This is a genomic window from Enterobacter sp. LM3, assembly GCF_046622475.1.
Taxonomy (GTDB): Bacteria; Pseudomonadota; Gammaproteobacteria; order Enterobacterales; family Enterobacteriaceae; genus Enterobacter; species Enterobacter cloacae_P.
The window spans coordinates 148224-166729 of the sequence record NZ_JBJURN010000004.1; the positions used below are offsets into that span (position 1 = coordinate 148224).

16 protein-coding genes and 1 pseudogene are annotated in these 18506 nt (G+C 51.1%); 10 read left to right on the plus strand and 7 right to left on the minus strand.

Going from position 1 to position 18506, the window contains the following annotated elements; all coding sequences use genetic code 11:
• Window positions 1-280: 280 nt before the first annotated feature.
• The gene (locus tag ACJ9N4_RS06745) at window positions 281-406 is read right to left on the minus strand and encodes a hypothetical protein (RefSeq protein WP_269475509.1); all 126 of its coding nucleotides are present in this window, start codon (window positions 404-406) and stop codon (window positions 281-283) included.
• A gap of 479 nt (window positions 407-885) precedes the next feature.
• Between ACJ9N4_RS06745 and ACJ9N4_RS06750 the strand changes: the two are divergent.
• The 4 genes and pseudogenes from ACJ9N4_RS06750 to ypdK all read left to right on the plus strand — a co-directional run.
• Window positions 886-1152 (plus strand): annotated as a pseudogene (locus tag ACJ9N4_RS06750) (DUF4942 domain-containing protein); the annotation flags it as partial.
• 134 nt (window positions 1153-1286) lie between these two features.
• Window positions 1287-1763 (plus strand): WbuC family cupin fold metalloprotein, encoded by a 477-nt coding sequence (locus tag ACJ9N4_RS06755; protein WP_411500358.1) that lies wholly within the window; start codon window positions 1287-1289, stop codon window positions 1761-1763.
• A gap of 286 nt (window positions 1764-2049) precedes the next feature.
• Window positions 2050-2970, plus strand: a complete 921-nt coding sequence (lpxP, locus tag ACJ9N4_RS06760; RefSeq protein WP_182274552.1) for a kdo(2)-lipid IV(A) palmitoleoyltransferase — start codon at window positions 2050-2052, stop codon at window positions 2968-2970.
• A gap of 338 nt (window positions 2971-3308) precedes the next feature.
• The gene (gene ypdK / locus ACJ9N4_RS06765; protein WP_099458937.1) at window positions 3309-3380 is read left to right on the plus strand and encodes a membrane protein YpdK; all 72 of its coding nucleotides are present in this window, start codon (window positions 3309-3311) and stop codon (window positions 3378-3380) included.
• Window positions 3381-3435: 55 nt separating this feature from the next.
• Here ypdK and alaC read toward each other — a convergent pair whose 3' ends face one another.
• Complete coding sequence (gene alaC, locus ACJ9N4_RS06770; protein WP_182272182.1) at window positions 3436-4671, minus strand: alanine transaminase; 1236 nt, start codon at window positions 4669-4671, stop codon at window positions 3436-3438.
• A 225-nt stretch (window positions 4672-4896) separates the two neighbouring features.
• Window positions 4897-5028 (minus strand): hypothetical protein, encoded by a 132-nt coding sequence (locus ACJ9N4_RS06775; protein ID WP_269062536.1) that lies wholly within the window; start codon window positions 5026-5028, stop codon window positions 4897-4899.
• 29 nt (window positions 5029-5057) lie between these two features.
• On the opposite strand from ACJ9N4_RS06775, the gene ACJ9N4_RS06780 reads away from it, so the two are divergent.
• Together ACJ9N4_RS06780 and ACJ9N4_RS06785 are read left to right on the plus strand one after the other, a co-directional pair.
• Complete coding sequence (locus ACJ9N4_RS06780; protein ID WP_411500359.1) at window positions 5058-6755, plus strand: LytS/YhcK type 5TM receptor domain-containing protein; 1698 nt, start codon at window positions 5058-5060, stop codon at window positions 6753-6755.
• Between the two features lie 13 nt (window positions 6756-6768).
• A complete protein-coding gene (locus ACJ9N4_RS06785) occupies window positions 6769-7500 on the plus strand; it encodes a LytR/AlgR family response regulator transcription factor (RefSeq protein ID WP_411500360.1) in 732 nt (243 codons plus the stop codon).
• Between the two features lie 37 nt (window positions 7501-7537).
• Here ACJ9N4_RS06785 and glk read toward each other — a convergent pair whose 3' ends face one another.
• A complete protein-coding gene (glk, locus tag ACJ9N4_RS06790; protein ID WP_411500361.1) occupies window positions 7538-8503 on the minus strand; it encodes a glucokinase in 966 nt (321 codons plus the stop codon).
• Window positions 8504-8708: 205 nt separating this feature from the next.
• On the opposite strand from glk, the gene ACJ9N4_RS06795 reads away from it, so the two are divergent.
• The gene (locus ACJ9N4_RS06795) at window positions 8709-9944 is read left to right on the plus strand and encodes an ion channel protein (RefSeq protein WP_182272186.1); all 1236 of its coding nucleotides are present in this window, start codon (window positions 8709-8711) and stop codon (window positions 9942-9944) included.
• On the opposite strand, the gene ipdC is transcribed toward ACJ9N4_RS06795, so the two are convergent.
• Window positions 9945-11603 (minus strand): indolepyruvate decarboxylase, encoded by a 1659-nt coding sequence (gene ipdC, locus ACJ9N4_RS06800; protein WP_182272187.1) that lies wholly within the window; start codon window positions 11601-11603, stop codon window positions 9945-9947.
• Between the two features lie 184 nt (window positions 11604-11787).
• Between ipdC and mgrA the strand changes: the two genes are divergently transcribed.
• Entirely contained in the window at window positions 11788-12786 is a 999-nt protein-coding gene (gene mgrA, locus ACJ9N4_RS06805; RefSeq protein WP_182918730.1) for an L-glyceraldehyde 3-phosphate reductase, read from the plus strand.
• A gap of 126 nt (window positions 12787-12912) precedes the next feature.
• Complete coding sequence (locus ACJ9N4_RS06810; protein ID WP_182272189.1) at window positions 12913-13254, plus strand: DUF2502 domain-containing protein; 342 nt, start codon at window positions 12913-12915, stop codon at window positions 13252-13254.
• A gap of 34 nt (window positions 13255-13288) precedes the next feature.
• Here ACJ9N4_RS06810 and ACJ9N4_RS06815 read toward each other — a convergent pair whose 3' ends face one another.
• Window positions 13289-14527, minus strand: coding sequence for an Nramp family divalent metal transporter (locus tag ACJ9N4_RS06815; protein ID WP_182272190.1), 1239 nt, complete (start codon window positions 14525-14527; stop codon window positions 13289-13291).
• Window positions 14528-14878: 351 nt separating this feature from the next.
• Between ACJ9N4_RS06815 and ACJ9N4_RS06820 the strand changes: the two genes are divergently transcribed.
• Window positions 14879-16066, plus strand: a complete 1188-nt coding sequence (locus tag ACJ9N4_RS06820) for a NupC/NupG family nucleoside CNT transporter (protein ID WP_182272191.1) — start codon at window positions 14879-14881, stop codon at window positions 16064-16066.
• A gap of 44 nt (window positions 16067-16110) precedes the next feature.
• Here ACJ9N4_RS06820 and ACJ9N4_RS06825 read toward each other — a convergent pair whose 3' ends face one another.
• A complete protein-coding gene (locus tag ACJ9N4_RS06825) occupies window positions 16111-18300 on the minus strand; it encodes an EAL domain-containing protein (RefSeq protein WP_411500362.1) in 2190 nt (729 codons plus the stop codon).
• Window positions 18301-18506 lie beyond the last annotated feature (206 nt).

Below are 18506 nucleotides of genomic sequence, written 5' to 3' on the forward strand. Positions count from 1 at the left end.
TAAAAAATATTTCTCCACTAAATTTAAAGGGCTGAATGATGAAACAGAAACTTCCTTTTAATCAACTCTATTGCCTTTTTAATCAGAAAGCTGTCTTAATTGCCCCCGGATTTCATGGCGAAAATTAAGTCCGGAGACTAAGGCTGCCAGTTACTTTTTCCCAGGGAAAGCGTAATACGTTTTCTCTGCTTCTGACAGAGGGATGTCGCCCAGCCGTCCCAGCAATTGCCGATTGTTGTTCCAGTCCACCCAGGTCAGAATTGGCAACTACACTTTTGAGTTACTTTTCCAGTTCTGTCGATGTATCACCTCCGCTTTCTACTGTCCCGCGTTGTGTAAGCCCCGGGTTGATACGGTTTACTGCCATATATCCGGCGTCGTTAGTGGGGCTGATGACCCGCGCCATGATGTCATCCGCACCCTGTTTCCTTATCACTACACAGGTATGTTACTGCCTCAGCACACTTAAGGCTGTTGTAGGGTGAGCTTACCGTTCTCTCATCAGAACCTGTAAACTCAGGAGGAACGCTGTTCCTCAGGCACAGCGATGGTTAGCCCCAAAATAAAGCCCTTCCGATACAAAGAGTTGTTTATTCGGCCAGTAATCGCCAGACGATACGTATTAGTATATTGACCAGCACAATTGTGGCTTTCATTTAGCCTCTTCACTCGGTAAGGCGTTTCAGCCATATACCTAGCCCAGTGCATAACAGAACGGGCACTATGAATGATTAGAGTTCTGAGGCCACGATTCCTGCTTTTAGTCATGGATGACAGGATGTTTTTTCTGCCTAAACTATGCTGTCAGGGAACCAGACCACACGAAGCAGATAATTGTCGACCATTAGTAAAATGCCCCGCATTCACTTCACTAAGAAAAGCTGTCGCACCAACAGCCCCTGCAAATTTGGCGCGAAAATCATCGTGATGTGGCTGGCCAAATATGACTGATGGGGATTTGGGCTTAACTGGGGGTGACTGAGCGATCGTCTGGCGGATCTTGGACGCATGCTGATACTGCTCGATGGAAAATCCATTCCCGACAACCGCACCGACGTTACCCATCGTCTCGGAAACCATATCCATGAGAACAGGCACATTAATCGTTACATGGATGAGATGTTTGCAATCAGGTATTTTCAGAAGGGTTCATACACACATAATTATCAATTAATTAAAAATTAAATCCGAAGTTTGCAGAAGACTATGACTATTCTTCCCCCTTCCCGTACACTCTTTCGTTCAACCCGAACATACTGACTCTGTATCCATTTCAGGCGGCTTAAATGAAACAAATCACCTTTAGCGATTTGAAGCAACAAAGTGAAGAAGCGGCAAACTCTCCGCGCTTACGTGCTCATCGTAATTTTCACCCGGAACTGAGCGACGCCGTTCAGCGTCTGGCCATTGCGATGGAGCCAGGTACCTATATCCGTCCCCATCGTCACCCGCATACCTTTGAACTGTTGCTTCCCCTCAGCGGGCGCTTTGTGGTACTGAATTTTGACGACAACGGTATCGTCACCCGCCGCACCGTACTGGGTGAAGAGTGTATGGCACTGGAGATGGATGCGGGAACCTGGCACGCCGTGCTGTCGCTGGATCACGGTGGCGTTATCTTTGAAGTCAAACACGGTGGCTATCAACCCGTTGCTGAACAGGATTTCGCGGCCTGGGCTCCCGCCGAAGGTGAAGCCGGAACAGCCGAACTGATGGCGTGGTACAAGCAGGTACAACCCGGAGATGCGGCTTTTAACGCGTAATACATCACTCTAATGAATACATGGATAGGTACCATCGGGTATCTGTCCATGATTAAAAAACAAACAAATCAATCACCTTTCACACTGCCGCTTTTTTAATCAAAAACGAGTAATAGCACATATCGTATAACGGTGCTACATTACGCCGCCCACCCAACGTCAGCAGTGGCCAGGCAACGCCGTAAAGTTCGGTAAAGCCTGCAACCATCACCTTGAACAACGGTCTTATCGGCACGTCGTATCGCGAATTCTGCGCTACCTTTACAGGCTTTACATAGGTTCCACTATCTTGTCTCAATCCAAATTTGAACGTGCGTTTTTACACCCGCGTTACTGGTTTACATGGTTTGGTCTTGGCGTTCTTTGGTTGTTGGTGCAACTGCCCTACCCTGTGCTGCGTCTGTTGGGTTCAAAACTGGGCAGTGCATCTCGCTATTTCCTCAAACGTCGTGAATCTATTGCGCGCAAAAACATTGAACTTTGCTTCCCGCAGTACAATGCCGAAGAGCGTGAAAAACTCATTTCTGAAAACTTCAAATCAATCGGGATGGCGCTGCTTGAAACCGGGATGGCCTGGTTCTGGCCCGATGAGCGTGTCCGCAAATGGTTTGATGTGGAAGGCCTGGATAACCTGAAACGCGCGCAGATGCAAAACCGTGGCGTGATGGTTGTTGGCGTTCACTTTATGTCGCTGGAGCTGGGTGGCCGCGTGATGGGGCTGTGTCAGCCGATGATGGCAACCTATCGCCCGCACAACAACCCGCTGATGGAGTGGGTGCAAACGCGCGGTCGCATGCGTTCCAACAAGGCAATGATCAGCCGCAATAACCTGCGCGGGATGGTCGGTGCCCTGAAGAAAGGCGAAGCCGTCTGGTTTGCCCCGGACCAGGATTATGGACGTAAAGGCAGCAGCTTTGCCCCCTTCTTTGCGGTTAAAGATGTCGCCACGACCAACGGTACCTTTGTGATTTCGCGTCTGTCGGGTTCCGCCATGTTGACCGTGACAATGGTGAGAAAAGCGGATAAGTCAGGTTATCGTCTGCACATTTCGCCTGAAATGGCTAACTACCCGGAAAAGGAATGTGAGGCCGCAGCGTTTATCAACAAAGTGATTGAAAAAGAGATTATGCGCGCGCCTGAGCAGTATCTGTGGATGCACCGCCGCTTTAAAACGCGTCCGCTTGGCGAATCCTCACTCTATATTTAAGCCCGTTCAGAAGGTTAGTTTCGCCAGGAAACTAACCTTTTCAATCACCTGTAATTGCCCTGAGTAACTGTTTTTTCTTTACGTCGCTCAACACCTATTTATTGCGTACTGAAATCAAACTGTCGCCGTTCCACGACAGTCGTAAGTAACGGAAATTATTTAAAAAAATCCCGCTTGTCACCCCTCATATTTAAGCGTACATTAGCGCCGTCTGGCAGCGGGAAGCGCAGAATTCTGAGCTGGAGTTAGCGGCATTGTAAGCGCCCAATTTCAGCTCTCTATCATCAGGTGGACTCTGTTTTTCAATGCGTACCATAAGATACGCGGAGCGATGAAACGTGAAATATTTCTTTATGGGCATTTCGGTGATTGTTTTAGTGTGGGCCGGAACCTTTGCCCTGATGATCTAGCAAAGCAAACACAGTTAAAAAAACAGGAGCCGTTGGCTCCTGTTTTTTTATGTCGTTACAACTCGGGATGTTCAGCGACGCTCTTTGATGAGAGAAGCCCGTCGGCCCGGAACATACTCTTGATGCCCCTCACCGCCTGACGAATACGGTCGCTGTTTTCAATCAGTGCAAATCGCACATGGGTGTCGCCATAATCACCAAAGCCAATACCCGGAGAGACGCACACCTTCGCATCCTGTAGCAGCTTCTTGGCAAACTCCAGCGACCCCATTGCTGCATACGGCTCAGGGATTTTTGCCCAGACGTACATGGACGCTTTCGGCATTTCCACCATCCAGCCAGCTTCATGCAAACCTTTTACCAGCACATCGCGACGGCGTTTATACTGGGCAGCAATCTCATGGACACACTGCTGATCGCCCTCCAGGGCGGCAATGGCAGCCACCTGAAGCGGTGTAAAGGTGCCATAGTCGTGGTAACTCTTAATCCGTGCCAGTGCATTGACCAGCGTCTTGTTACCCACCATAAAGCCAATGCGCCAGCCCGCCATATTGTAACTTTTCGACAGGGTGAAGAACTCCACCGCCACATCACGTGCGCCCGGAACCTGCATAATCGAAGGCGCTTTCCAGCCGTCATATACAATATCGGCATAGGCTAAATCATGAACCACCAGCACGTCATAACGTTTAGCCAGCGCGACGACCTTCTCGAAGAAATCCAGCTCGACGCACTGTGCCGTTGGGTTCGACGGAAAACCGAGGATCATCATCTTTGGTTTCGGATAACTTTCACGGATAGCACGTTCCAGCTCGTTAAAGAAATCGACCCCTTCGACCAGCGGCACAGAACGAACCTGCGCCCCGGCAATCACCGCACCGTAGATGTGGATTGGATAGCTTGGGTTCGGCACCAGAACGGTATCGCCATGATCCAGCGTCGCCAGCATCAGGTGTGCCAGCCCCTCTTTCGAACCGATGGTAACAATGGCTTCGCTTTCAGGATCAATATCCACCTGATAGCGATCCTGGTACCAGCGGGAGATAGCACGACGTAATCGGGGAATGCCGCGAGACGTTGAGTAGCCATGCGTATCGGGACGCTGGGCAACCGTACATAATTTCTCAACAATATGTGGTGGCGTAGGGCCGTCGGGGTTACCCATGCTGAAATCAATAATGTCTTCGCCGCGCCGACGCGCAGCCATTTTCAGTTCAGCAGTGATATTGAAAACATAAGGGGGGAGACGATCGATACGCGTGAAACGGCGTTCAGGACTGAATTCAGCCATAGATTCCTCAGATTAACGTTAGCGCCCGGACCGTCCGAGCGACGCTGCCACCGATGTGGCATGCTTAGAAAATAACCTGAAAAAAAACGTGCTGTCGAGAGGGAAATTAAAAAAAAGAGATCGCGTTAAAACAGGAACCCTGCTGCGCCTAAATGCGGAAGCTGTTCCTCTTAATGTGTATTTTTAATACCTGTTATTTAACATGATGATATCAAAACCGTTACCTCAGCCTTCGCCACCAATAAAAAATCCGGCGTCTTCAGGCTCCCATAAACTATCCCCTTTGAAAGTCATGGTTTTTCCCCATTTGATAAACCAGGTGAATAGCTGGTCAATACGCGCCAGGTTTTTTATCATGGTCCTTTCCCGTTTTTGCTGGTTCTCTCGTGCACGAAATATTCGATATGCTCCTCGCGGTTTTTGACCGTGCGGCATTAATGCTGATTTGCCTGTTCTTCCTCATTCGCATTCGCCTGTTCCGCGAGCTATTGCACAAGTCTGCACACTCGCCAAAAGAGCTGCTGGCCGTCACGGCCATCTTTTCGCTGTTTGCCCTGTTCAGTACCTGGTCTGGGGTTCCGGTAGAAGGCTCTCTGGTCAACGTACGTATTATCGCAGTGATGTCTGGCGGTATTTTATTCGGCCCGTGGGTGGGGGTGATTACGGGGATTATTGCCGGTACCCACCGTTACCTGATTGATATCGGCGGTGTGACGGCGATTCCGTGCTTTATTACCAGCATTATTGCCGGGGTGCTCTCTGGCTGGATTAGCCGCAAAGTGCCGAAAAAACAGCGCTGGCGCGCCGGGATCATCGCAGGTATGGCGTGTGAAACGCTGACCATGATCCTGGTGGTGGTCCTGGCACCCACCACGGCTCTGGGTCTGGATATTGTCTCGAAAATCGGCATTCCGATGATCCTCGGCAGCGTCTGCATCGGTTTTATTGTGTTACTGGTGCAAAGCGTCGAAGGGGAAAAAGAGGCCAGCGCTGCGCGTCAGGCCAAGCTGGCGCTCGATATCGCCAACAAAACGCTGCCGCTGTTCCGCCACGTTAACGCTGAATCCTTGCGCCAGGTCTGCGATATCATTCGCCGCGATATTCACGCCGATGCCGTCGCCATTACCAATATCGACCGCGTGCTGGCCTACGTAGGTGTAGGCGAACATAACTACCACGATAACGATGACACCATCAGCCCAACCACAAAGCAGGCGATCAATTACGGTAAAATCATCATTAAAAACAATGATGAAGCCTACAGAACACCAGAAATCCACTCCATGCTGGTGATCCCCCTGTGGGAGAAAGGGGTCGTGACGGGCACGCTGAAGATTTACTACTGCCATGCACACCAGATCACCTCCTCACTGCAGGAGATGGCCATCGGGTTGTCACAGATTATCTCCACCCAGCTGGAAGTGTCTCGCGCGGAGCAGCTGCGCGAGATGGCAAATAAGGCAGAGTTACGCGCGCTGCAAAGTAAAATAAATCCCCATTTTCTGTTCAACGCGCTGAATGCGATTTCCTCCTCCATTCGCCTCAATCCGGACACCGCGCGCCAGCTGATTTTTAACCTGTCGCGCTATCTGCGCTACAACATTGAGCTGAAAGATGACGAGCAGATCGACATCAAAAAAGAGTTTTATCAAATCAAAGACTACATTGCGATTGAGCAGGCTCGCTTCGGCGACAAGCTCACGGTCATTTATGATATTGATGAAGAGGTCAACTGCGTGATCCCAAACCTGCTGATTCAGCCGCTGGTTGAAAACGCGATTGTCCACGGTATTCAGCCGTGTAAAGGGAAAGGCGTGGTCACCATCAGCGTGACTGAGAGCGGCAACCGCGTGCGCATTGCGGTGCGCGATACCGGACACGGTATCGACCCGAAAGTGATTGAACGCGTTGAATCAAACGAGATGCCGGGTAATAAAATTGGGTTACTGAATGTGCATCACCGGGTCAAACTGCTGTATGGCGACGGACTGCATATTCGCCGTCTTGAGCCTGGCACCGAAATCGCTTTTTACGTTCCGAATGAACGCTCCCCCGTTCATGCACCGACATCACTGTTGCCATAGGCCGGAGTAACACATGAAAGTCATCATTGTGGAAGATGAGATTCTGGCTCAACAGGAGCTGAGCTGGCTTATCAAAACGCATAGCCAGATGGAGATTGTCGGCACCTTTGAAGATGGTCTGGACGTGCTGAAGTTTTTGCAGCACAACCGGGTCGACGCCATTTTTCTCGATATCAACATTCCGTCGCTGGACGGCGTGTTGCTGGCGCAAAACATCAACCAGTTTGCCAATAAACCGTTTATTGTCTTTGTTACCGCCTGGAAAGAGCACGCTGTAGAGGCTTTTGAACTGGAAGCGTTTGACTACATCCTCAAACCTTACCAGGAATCACGCATTATCAGCATGCTGCAAAAACTGGAAGCAGCATGGCAGCAGCAGGCCGCACCTGCAAGCACCAGCCCGGCGGTACGTGAGAATGACACCATTAATCTGGTCAAGGATGAACGTATCATCGTGACGCCCATCGACGATATCTACTATGCCGAAGCGCATGAAAAGATGACGTTTGTCTATACACGGCGTGAATCGTATGTGATGGCGATGAACATCACCGAGTTTTGCAGCAAACTGCCGACGGCGCACTTCTTCCGCTGTCATCGTTCGTTTTGCGTGAATTTAAATAAGATCCGCGAGATCGAGCCCTGGTTTAACAACACCTACATTTTGCGTCTGAAAGATCTCGATTTTCAGGTGCCGGTGAGCCGCAGCAAGGTGAAAGAATTCCGCCAGCTGATGCACCTGTAAGGGAAAGCCCCTCTCCCGCAGGAGAGGGTTACAGACGTCAGAGGATCTGACCCAGAACCTGACGCAAATGCGCGCCCGAGCCAAGCAGGCCAGGGTTATCATGCACAATCAGATACACAGGAATGTCCTGTACGTAACTTCTGAAGCGCCCCTTATCTTCGAACCCACCGCGGAACCCCGAGGCTTTAAAGAAGTCGAGGAAACGTGGCACGATCCCACCCGCGATATAGACGCCACCGAAGGTGCCAAGATTCAGCGCCAGGTTGCCACCAAAACGCCCCATAATGACGCAGAACAGCGACAATGCGCGACGGCAGTCGATGCAGCTGTCCGCCAGCGCACGCGAGGTCACGTCTTTCGGCTGCAGATTTTCCGGCAGACGACCGTCAGATTTCACAATTGCACGATACAGGTTCACCAGCCCCGGGCCAGAAAGCACGCGTTCAGCAGAAACGTGGCCGATCTCGGCACGCAGTTCTTCGAGGATGATGCCCTCTTCTTCACTGTTTGGTGCAAAATCCACGTGCCCCCCTTCACCCGGCAGGCTCACCCAGCGCTGATTAACGTGAACCAGGTGCGACACGCCCAGACCGGTACCCGCGCCGTAAACGGCAATCGGCTTACCTTCTACCGGTGCAGTGCCGCCAAACTGGATCAGGTGCTCTGGCTTCAGCATCGGAATTGCCATTGAAACTGCGGTAAAGTCATTGATGATTTCAAGATGCGCAAAGCCGAGGTTCTTCTGCATTTCGGCAATGGAGAATGCCCAGGTATGGTTAGTCATCGCCACCCAGTCACCGGTAATCGGGCAGGCAATGGCGATGCAGCCATCTTCAACACTTGTCTTATGCTCATCGAGATAAACGCGAACAACAGCTTCCAGGCTTGGGTAGTCCAGCCCTGAATAGGTTTTCGCCTGGGAAATTTCACCGCTATGTACATCGCATAATGCAAGGCGTGCGTTCGTGCCGCCTACATCACCTACCAAAGCATACTTTGTCATTCTTCTACTGCTCCGCTAAAGTCAGAATAAATCTTTGGGACACTGTAAATTCAAGGCGTGATAACAACAACGACCGGAAGGTGAATGCCCCAGGATTATCGATCTTCATCACAGAATCACTTTACCGTTTCAGCACCTTTTGCATTATTGCGCCAGGGCTGATTGTGCAAAGTAACGTTATACCGTTTTGTACAAGGAAATCATCATGCTCCACCCGCGAGCCAGAACCATGCTGTTATTGGCAATCCCGGCGTTAATTATTGGCGTTGCCTCAAGTATGGTGCTCATCGTCGTGATGAAAGTCGCGTCGGTGCTGCAAACGATGTTATGGACTTCACTCCCCGCAAAACTCGGTATCAGCTTTGATTCTCCGGCATGGATCATTTTGATGCTGACGTTAACCGGTATTGCCGTGGGTCTGGTCATTCGTTTTAGCCCGGGACACGCCGGGCCAGATCCAGCGCAGGAACCCCTGATCGGTGCTCCGGTCACCCCTTCGGCCCTGCCGGGGTTGATTATCGCCCTGATTTTAGGTCTGGCGGGCGGCGTCAGTCTGGGGCCAGAACATCCGATCATGGCGGTCAACATTGGCCTGGCGGTTTTTCTTGGTTCACGCATTTTCCCCCGCGTCGGCGCACTGGACTGGACGATCCTGGCCTCAGCCGGCACCATTGGTGCGCTGTTCGGAACGCCCGTCGCTGCCGCGCTGATTTTCTCTCAGACGCTCAGCGGCAATAGCGACGTACCGCTCTGGGACAGACTCTTTGCTCCACTGATGGCAGCCGCTGCCGGGGCTCTCACCACCAGCCTGTTTTTCCATCCCCATTTTTCACTCTCTTTACCCCATTACGGCCAGATGCAGATAGCCGATATTTTCAGCGGTGCGATTGTGGTGGCTATCGCCATTGCACTGGGCATGGTCGCGGTATGGTGCCTTCCACGCCTGCACCGGCTGATTCACAGACTCAAACATCCGGTACTGATTCTGGGTGCCGGAGGTCTGATGTTGGGGATTTTAGGGGCTATCGGCGGAACAGTGACGCTATTTAAGGGCCTCGATGAAATGCAACAGCTGGCATTCAGCCAGGTATTTAACGTGTCAGATTATCTGCTGTTTGCACTGATAAAACTGGCAGCACTGGTGGTGGCAGCGGCATGTGGTTTTCGCGGCGGGCGTATTTTCCCGGCGGTCTTTGTCGGCGTAGCGCTGGGTTTGATGTTGCATGAACATGTGGAGGCTGTTCCGGCGGCGATTACCGTTTCATGCTCCATTCTGGGGTTGGTTCTGGTGGTCACTCGCGATGCGTGGCTGAGCCTGTTTATGGCCGCCGTAGTGGTACCTGATTCCACGCTGTTCCCCCTGCTCTGTATCGTGATGTTGCCCGCCTGGCTCCTGCTGGCGGGCAAACCGATGATGATGGCCTGGAGAAACGACAAATAATCAGGCGCGGTTGCGCGCCTCCAGCGCTTTGGTAATGGCTCCCAGCAGCGGTGGAATATCCGCTTTTGGCAGCATGACCTCAATCAGCGAGAGTCGCTCGTGGTGCGCCACTTTTTCGAGGACGTTCGCCAGTTGTTCCGCTTCACTGACCCGCCAGCACTCAGCCTGAGGATCCAGACTGAGTGCCTGTGGAATTTGTGTCCAGTTCCACAACGCAATGTCGTTATACCGTTGCTCTGGCCCGTGGATCGCCCTTTCAACCGTGTACCCTTCATTATTAAGCACCAGAATAATGGGATGCTGTTTATCACGCAGCATTGAGCCAAGCTCCTGAATGGTCAGCTGCGCCGCACCATCTCCGGTGAGCACAATGACGCGCCGGTTCGGACACGCCGTCTGCGCACCAAAGGCCGCCGCCAGCGTGTAACCAATCGACCCCCAGAGAGGCTGGACGATAAAATTCACATCGGCAGGCAAGCGCAATACAAACGCCCCGAAGGCAGAGGTTCCCTGGTCGGCAAGGATAATGTCACCGGGACGAATAAAGGTTTGCAGCGTGTTCCAGAAGTTTTCCTGTGTGAGCGAACCATCCGGCTGCGGGAAGGAAAAACCGCTGTGAGAAGATGGTACAGGGTGATTGTGTACGTGCTGTTTGCAGAGCTCCACCAGCGTCTCAATCGCCTGCAGCATGGGGATGCCGGTAAACCAGACATCACCGACGCGCGAAGCATGAGGCTGCACTTCTATCGTTTGCGCCGTGGCAAGCTGATGGGTAAAACCGGCCGTCAGTGTATCGGTAAAGCGGGTACCGATACATAGCACGGTGTCAGCGCCTTCAATTGCCTCTTTTACCGTCCCCGTACTCGCTGAGCCACTGTATGTCCCGTAAAAACCGGTCTGCCGCTCGTCGAATATCCCTTTCCCCATCAGCATAGTCGCATGCGCCATAGGCACCTCCTTCACCCATTTCTGCAGCGCATGCTTCAGACCATAACGCAGCACAAGGAAGTCGGCTAACAGCGCAGTACGTTTGCTCATAGCCAGTTTGTTTCCGGCAGCATCGCGAAATGCTTTCAGACAGGCATTATCGGCATGAACAGGCTTCACTGTGAGAGCGCTTACAGGCGGTGTGGCGGCTTTTTTTGCCACGTCGGCAGGTAACATCAGGTAGCCAGGGCGACGTTCCCGCAGCATGGTCGTGAGCACCCGGTCGATTTCATAACAGGCATTTTGTTCGGTAAGAACCGCCTGCGCGACAGTGATAGGCTCGCTCATATGATAAAAGTGGCGGAACTCACCATCACCTAACGTATGGTGCAATAACTCCCCTCTTTGCTGTGACGCCATACCCGGCGCACCGACAATGTGTAACACCGGAACATATTCGGCAAAGCTGCCTGCGATGCCATTCATGGCACTTAATTCTCCGACACCGAACGTCGTCAGCAGCGCGGAAAAGCCTTTACATCGGGCATAGCCGTCGGCAGCGTATGCTGCGTTCAGCTCATTTGCACAGCCCACCCAACAGATATCCGGGCTGGCTATCACGTGGTCGAGAAACTGCAGGTTATAGTCGCCCGGCACGCCAAACAGATGATCGGCACCACAATCTGTAAGACGGTCCAGCAGGTAATCGGCGACGCAGTATGGGGTACGCATGACAGGTATCCTTCTTATGTTGACCTCACTTTGAGTATTAAAGAAGCGTGATGACTGTCCAGAAATGGCAATAAGAAGGGGATGGAAAGAATGCTTTACAAAAAAGGCTGCGCTATTCTCTTTTTCTTCACGTTAGTGTAAACGCATACACTCTTTTTTCTTTTCATTGCCAGAGGTCACGAGAATGGGTTATCAGCCGGACAAAAATCGTTATCAGACAATGCAGTATCGCCGCTGCGGGCGCAGCGGACTCACGTTACCCGCCATCTCGCTTGGACTTTGGCATAATTTCGGCGACACCACGCTCATCGAAAACAGCCGTCAACTTTTACAGCGCGCCTTCGATCTTGGCATCACCCATTTTGATCTCGCCAACAACTATGGCCCACCTCCGGGTTCAGCCGAACGTAATTTTGGCCGTATTTTACAGGAAGATTTCCTGCCCTGGCGCGACGAGTTGATTGTGTCGACAAAAGCGGGTTATACCATGTGGGATGGTCCTTACGGTGACTGGGGCTCGCGCAAGTATTTGATCTCCAGCCTGGATCAGAGCCTGAAGCGCATGGGGCTGGAGTATGTCGATATCTTCTATCATCACCGTCCCGACCCGGAAACGCCGCTGCAGGAGACAATGAAAGCGCTCGATCATCTGGTGCGTCAGGGCAAAGCCCTGTATGTCGGTTTGTCCAACTATCCTGCGGATCTGGCCCGGCAGGCCATTGAGATTCTGGAGGATCTCGGTACCCCATGTCTTATCCACCAGCCGAAATATTCCATGTTTGAACGTGCGCCAGAAGACGGTTTACTGAGCGTATTACAGGAAAAAGGTGTCGGCTGTATTCCCTTCTCACCACTGGCAGGTGGTCAGTTGACCAATCGCTATCTGAATGGCATTCCAGCAGACTCACGTGCAGCCAGCGGTAGCAAGTTCCTGAATCCTGAACAGATCACCGAAGAGAAGCTGGAAAAGGTTCGTAAGCTGAACACGCTGGCTGAAAGCCGCGGTCAAAAGCTATCGCAGATGGCGCTGGCCTGGGTATTACGCCATGACGCCGTGACCTCCGTGCTAATTGGTGCCAGTAAAACGGCGCAGATTGATGACGCCGTTGGCATGCTGGAAAATCGCCACTTTTCAGCAGATGAACTCGCCGCCATTGAAGTAATTCTGAACAGCTCAAAATAAAACCACTTTTAGCAAAAAGTGCTCTCATTCATGAATTAGGAATTGAGGTGATGAAACGAGGCTTTACCAACTCGTAAAATTACGTTAACAGGCCGCACAGCGGCCCCGATCGTGAAGGAGAAAAGTATGTTCAGGTCACTGATTCTTGCAGCGGTGTTACTGGCTTCAGCCCCGCTGGTCGCCAATGCCGGCGAAATCACCCTGTTGCCATCAATTAAATTACAAATTGGCGATCGTGACGACTACGGCAGATACTGGGACGGTGGCTACTGGCGCGACCGTGACTACTGGCACCGTCATTATGAATGGCGTGATGACCGCTGGTGGAAACATGATAACGGTCGCCATCGCGGCTGGTATAAAAACAACGCGTATGAGCGTGGTTACCGTGAAGGCTGGGACGATCGTAGTGACCGTCGTGGCGACTGGGGTGGCGGCAGAGGTCACGGACACGGTCATCACCACTAACAGCAAAAAGGAGCCTTTCGGCTCCTTTTTCTTTTTAGAGTCCTAACGCTGTACCAACCAACAACCACATGTTCAGCGCCACCACCACCACCACGATAGCCCACCCGGCTCTTTTCACCAGTGTCGTGTTAACCAGATCGCCCATCAGAGATTTGTCGCTGGTAAACATCAGCAGCGGTACCAGCGCCAGTGCAATACCAAAACTCAGCAGCACCTGGCTCATCACCAGTATCCGGGTCGGATCAAGTCCCATCAGAATCACGATGAATGAGGGCAGCATGGTGACGGAGCGACGTATCCACAGTGGAATATGGAAACGCACGAAACCCTGCATGACAACCTGCCCTGCCAGCGTCCCCACGACCGTGGAAGAGAGGCCAGCCGCCACCAGGCTCAGGCCAAATATCGTCGCGGCAGCATGGCTCAGTAACGGCTCCAGCGTCAGGTAGGCCTGATCGAGATCGGCAATACCCGTGTGTCCGTTAAAGTGGAAAGCGGCGGCAGCGGTTGCCATCATCGCCAGGTTTACAAAACCGGCAATGGTCATGGCAATAGCCACATCCCATTTAGTTGCCGAGTAACGTTGTTGACGCGTCCCACCGTGCAGATGCTGCGTGAGGGAAGAGTGAAGGTAAATAACATGCGGCATGATGGTCGCCCCCAGCACCCCGGCGGCCAGGAACACGGCTTCAGAGGTTGGCAGGCTCGGGATCACCATCCCTTTACTGAGCTGCGCCAGGTCTGGCTGCGAGAAAATCAGCTCGACGATATACGCCGCAGCAACAAACAACAGCAGTCCGCCGATAACTTTTTCCAGCGGTTTTTGCCCCCGACGCTGTAGCATCAGAATAAGGAAGGTGGCGATCCCGGTCAGCACGGCCCCTTGCAACAGCGACACCCCGAGGATCAGCTTAAAACCGATAGCCGCCCCGATAAATTCAGCGAGGTCAGTTGCCATTGCGATGATTTCGGCCTGGATCCAGTACAGCCATACTGCCGGACGAGGATAATGGTCACGGATTTGCTCCGCCAGGTTTTTCCCCGTGGCAATCCCCAGCTTTGCCGAGAGCATCTGAATCAGCATTGCCATCAGGTTAGCCCAGACAACCACCCACAGCAGCTTATAGCCGAAGCTGGCCCCGGCCTGAATGTTGGTCGCAAAATTACCCGGATCGATGTAACCAATAGCAGCAATGAACGCGGGTCCCATTAATGCGAACCGCAACTTGCGCGTTGCTCTGCCACTGCTACCCTCTACGCGACTGTTTGTCATTTCTGCCTCTGGAAATATAGCCTTTGCTATGTTTAATGCTATCAAAATGAGAATGATTATCAAGATCATTTGGAAAGTTTATAGTGATTTCTCTGATAGCATTGAACGATAGATGGGGCAGGTACGCTGGAGCGATCGTACAGAAAATGAAATCGCACAGTCTTTGGTGAAGACTAGCACACAAACTTAACTTTTCACTCATTTACCTAACATAACAAAAATGTCTTGTTGATCACTATTTTTGAGACTCATCACAGGATGTGACTATAGTGTGGCTTTGATCTCGTTTTCTTTACGCTTGTTACATAGAATGTGCATGAAAATTAAACCTGCCTCATATTTGGAGCAAATATGGACCGCGTCCTTCATTTTGTACTGGCACTTGTTGTCGTTACTGCGCTTGCGTTACTGGTCAGTCATGACCGGAAAAAAATCCGCATCCGCTTTGTTGTTCAGCTTCTCGTTATTGAAGTTTTACTCGCGTGGTTCTTCCTGAACTCCAACGTGGGGCTCGGCTTCGTGAAAGGCTTCTCCGAAATGTTCGAAAAACTGCTCGGATTCGCCAACGAAGGGACTAACTTTGTCTTCGGTAAAATGAATGACGATGGCCTGGCATTCTTCTTCCTGAAAGTGCTGTGCCCTATCGTTTTCATCTCCGCGCTTATCGGTATCCTGCAACACATCCGCGTGCTGCCTGTCGTTATTCGCGCCATTGGTACCGTGCTGTCCAAAGTCAACGGTATGGGTAAACTGGAATCGTTCAACGCCGTAAGCTCACTGATCCTGGGTCAGTCTGAGAACTTCATCGCGTATAAAGACATTCTCGGTAAAATGTCCCGTAACCGTATGTACACGATGGCAGCAACAGCAATGTCCACCGTTTCCATGTCTATCGTGGGTGCGTACATGACGATGCTGGAACCGAAATACGTGGTTGCCGCGCTGGTTCTGAACATGTTCAGCACCTTTATTGTGTTGTCTCTGATCAACCCATACCGTGTTGAAGAAGGCGAAGAGAACCTGCAGATGGCAAATCTGCACGAAGGTCAGAGCTTCTTCGAAATGCTGGGTGAGTATATTCTGGCTGGTTTCAAAGTGGCGATTATCGTTGCTGCAATGCTGATCGGCTTTATTGCCCTGATTTCTGCCCTGAACGCCCTGTTCGCGGCGGTTCTGGGTATCTCCTTCCAGGGCATTCTGGGCTATATCTTCTACCCTGTTGCATGGGTAATGGGTGTTCCGGCTCACGAAGCGCTGCAGGTGGGCAGTATCATGGCAACCAAACTGGTTTCTAACGAATTCGTGGCCATGATGGATCTGCAGAAAATTGCCAGCACGCTCTCTCCACGCGCGGAAGGCATCATCTCCGTATTCCTGGTTTCCTTCGCGAACTTCTCGTCCATCGGTATTATCGCCGGTGCGATTAAAGGTCTGAACGAAGAACAGGGTAACGTTGTTTCTCGCTTCGGCCTGAAGCTGGTTTACGGCTCTACCCTGGTGAGCGTACTGTCTGCCTCTATCGCAGCACTGGTACTGTAATCAGAACAACTGACAAAAACCGGGAGCCAATGCTCCTGGTTTTTTTATGCCCGTAATTCGCTAAGCGACGTGGGCTTGCCTATCAGGTAGCCCTGCAGATAGTCCACACCAAAGCGTAGCAACATCTCCCGCTGCGCTGGTGTTTCCACATATTCGGCAACCACACAGAGCGCTTTCGTTTTCGCCAGATTGCAAATTGACTGCACGATCATGGCATCCATGCTATCGGTGCAAATATCGTTCACAAAGCAGCCGTCAATCTTAATGATGTCTGCCTGCAGACGCTTGAGGCGCTCGTAGTTGGCATACCCGGTACCGAAATCATCAATCGCAATACGGAAACCGTAATCCCGAAGTTGCTGGATATTTTTGATGCTGCTTCCTGAATTGGAAAATGCCTGCTCTTCGGTGATCTCAATAACGACAGCCTGAGGGGCAACAGCATAGCGTTCAAAGAGCGCGATTATCTCGCTGGCCACCTCTTTTTGCATCAGCGTCAGCGGCATCAGGTTGACAGAAAAACGGGTACCCGCATGCGTCGCAGGGTGTTCGTGAAGCCACACCAGTAATTTCTCCACGACGCTCAGATCGAACTGGTGGCTGAGGTTAAACTGAGCAATCAACGGGATAAAGCGATCGGGTGACAGAATCTCTCCCTCACTTTCCATACGCGTCAGAATTTCATAGTACCCGTTGCCATCGGCGTTTTGGATCGGTTGTGCATATAAGTGAAATTTGCCTGCCTCCAGAGCATGCTTAACCCGCCCTAACATCAGAACCCGTTCCGTCGTTTGTCCCGAGGCAGCTTCAAGGCTATTTGTCAGTGCCAGAACGTTATGCGCACCGCATGATTGCTCGGCCAGCCAGCTCAGTTGCCCCAGCGTATGATGCAACGTTTCACCATTCTCCACCTTGCCCCAGGAGGCACCAAACTCAATATCCAGCCCGGTATTGTTCCAGAAAATCTTGCGGCTGTTCAGTTGGTCGACCATATGTTGCAGGCGTTCAGCGGTTTCTGGCCCCAGCAATACCAGCACCAGCTCGCTTCCTGGCAGCTGAAAGAGCTTCTCATCTTTCTGCAATAATGGCTGCAGAGATGTCGTAATCATCCGTTTGCAGTGGACCCGCATGAGAATGCCATAGTGACGGCTCAAAAACTCCAGGTTGTCCATCCGCAGACAGCACACTTTAGCGTCAGGATGAACGAACAGGTAGTCTTCAAGCGCACGAATATTGGGTAACCCCGTCAATGGATCGGTTAACGCCCTCTCCTGCCAGCCCTGCTTCAGCCATTCGCTTCTGCGGTAGATCCGCGACATGTAGAGCAAACAGATAGCAAAAGAGATCAGTACCGACAGGATAAAGGAGAGCGAGTGTCCTGATTCGACACCATTAAGAAAGTTATAGTTATAGGTTAATAACAGGAATGCAGATGCAGCCCAGAGCAAAGAGATAAGAGCATAGCTCAGACGACTGATCCCCAGGGTAAACAGGATAAAAATCACCGGCATAAGATAACCGGCAATAATGGCTGATTGCAGAGGCATGCACAGAATTGCAATCACAGCAATCAGAACCATCAACCAGGTAAAGATATAAACAGGCTGTTTAGTAAAGAATATGGGTTTAACACTCCCCCGCCAGAATATTCTGGCATAACCGGGGTTAAGTGCCATTCTTAATGGATAATAGAACATCATGGTAAATATCAATACGGCACAAATCAAGCTTTGAATATCAACCACATTGTAAATTGCTGTTCCTTCACCGAAGAAGGTCGAGATAGTCAGTGGAAAATCAAATAAATATCCTGCCAGATACATCGACAGTTTGATTCCTGCAGGCAACATAAAGCCAAGCCAGAAAATACGAATACCGATGAACTTATTGGGCAAACCATAACGCCAGCGCTTCCCCAGGATCAGGCGAATCACACCGCAGACGGCAAACGCAGGAAAGGTCTGACAAAACAACAACACCGCGTGCTGCAGTACCGTTAAATGAAAACTATAAACATTGGTAACGATAAAACTTAACAGAACGGGAATAATTGCCCGACGGCCAAACAATAAAATAACAGCCAGCATGACACTTAACGGTAACCACGCTAAATATACATCATGCCCATTAACAATAGCATGCGGAGAGATATAACGGGAAAATGGCACCGCAACCAGGCATAGCGCCAGGGCAATTATAAATATGTTTATATTATTGTAAGCTTTTCTATTCATTAAGTTAGATAATCTATTTATCCATCAGCACTATTTGACCCAGCGGATAATATGATTATTAATTGAGCGAATCAAGTTCAAGTCCATTTATAGACCCGTTTATTGATGTAGATTGTGGTGAGGTATAGAAACATCCCCTTTCAGGCAACAAAAGTGAAAGGGGATTTTACAAAGGCATAAAAAAACCCCCGTCTTTCGACGAGGGT

Excerpts from the sequence above, each read along its gene's own strand:
- ACJ9N4_RS06745 (WP_269475509.1), bottom strand. The coding sequence starts at position 406 with ATGGCGCGGGTCATCAGCCCCACTAACGACGCCGGATATATGGCAGTA.
- ACJ9N4_RS06755 (WP_411500358.1), top strand. The coding sequence starts at position 1,287 with ATGAAACAAATCACCTTTAGCGATTTGAAGCAACAAAGTGAAGAAGCG.
- alaC (WP_182272182.1), bottom strand. The coding sequence starts at position 4,671 with ATGGCTGAATTCAGTCCTGAACGCCGTTTCACGCGTATCGATCGTCTC.
- ACJ9N4_RS06775 (WP_269062536.1), bottom strand. The coding sequence starts at position 5,028 with ATGATAAAAAACCTGGCGCGTATTGACCAGCTATTCACCTGGTTTATC.
- ACJ9N4_RS06785 (WP_411500360.1), top strand. The coding sequence starts at position 6,769 with ATGAAAGTCATCATTGTGGAAGATGAGATTCTGGCTCAACAGGAGCTG.
- glk (WP_411500361.1), bottom strand. The coding sequence starts at position 8,503 with ATGACAAAGTATGCTTTGGTAGGTGATGTAGGCGGCACGAACGCACGC.
- ACJ9N4_RS06795 (WP_182272186.1), top strand. The coding sequence starts at position 8,709 with ATGCTCCACCCGCGAGCCAGAACCATGCTGTTATTGGCAATCCCGGCG.
- ipdC (WP_182272187.1), bottom strand. The coding sequence starts at position 11,603 with ATGCGTACCCCATACTGCGTCGCCGATTACCTGCTGGACCGTCTTACA.
- mgrA (WP_182918730.1), top strand. The coding sequence starts at position 11,788 with ATGGGTTATCAGCCGGACAAAAATCGTTATCAGACAATGCAGTATCGC.
- ACJ9N4_RS06810 (WP_182272189.1), top strand. The coding sequence starts at position 12,913 with ATGTTCAGGTCACTGATTCTTGCAGCGGTGTTACTGGCTTCAGCCCCG.
- ACJ9N4_RS06815 (WP_182272190.1), bottom strand. The coding sequence starts at position 14,527 with ATGACAAACAGTCGCGTAGAGGGTAGCAGTGGCAGAGCAACGCGCAAG.
- ACJ9N4_RS06820 (WP_182272191.1), top strand. The coding sequence starts at position 14,879 with ATGGACCGCGTCCTTCATTTTGTACTGGCACTTGTTGTCGTTACTGCG.
- ACJ9N4_RS06825 (WP_411500362.1), bottom strand. The coding sequence starts at position 18,300 with ATGAATAGAAAAGCTTACAATAATATAAACATATTTATAATTGCCCTG.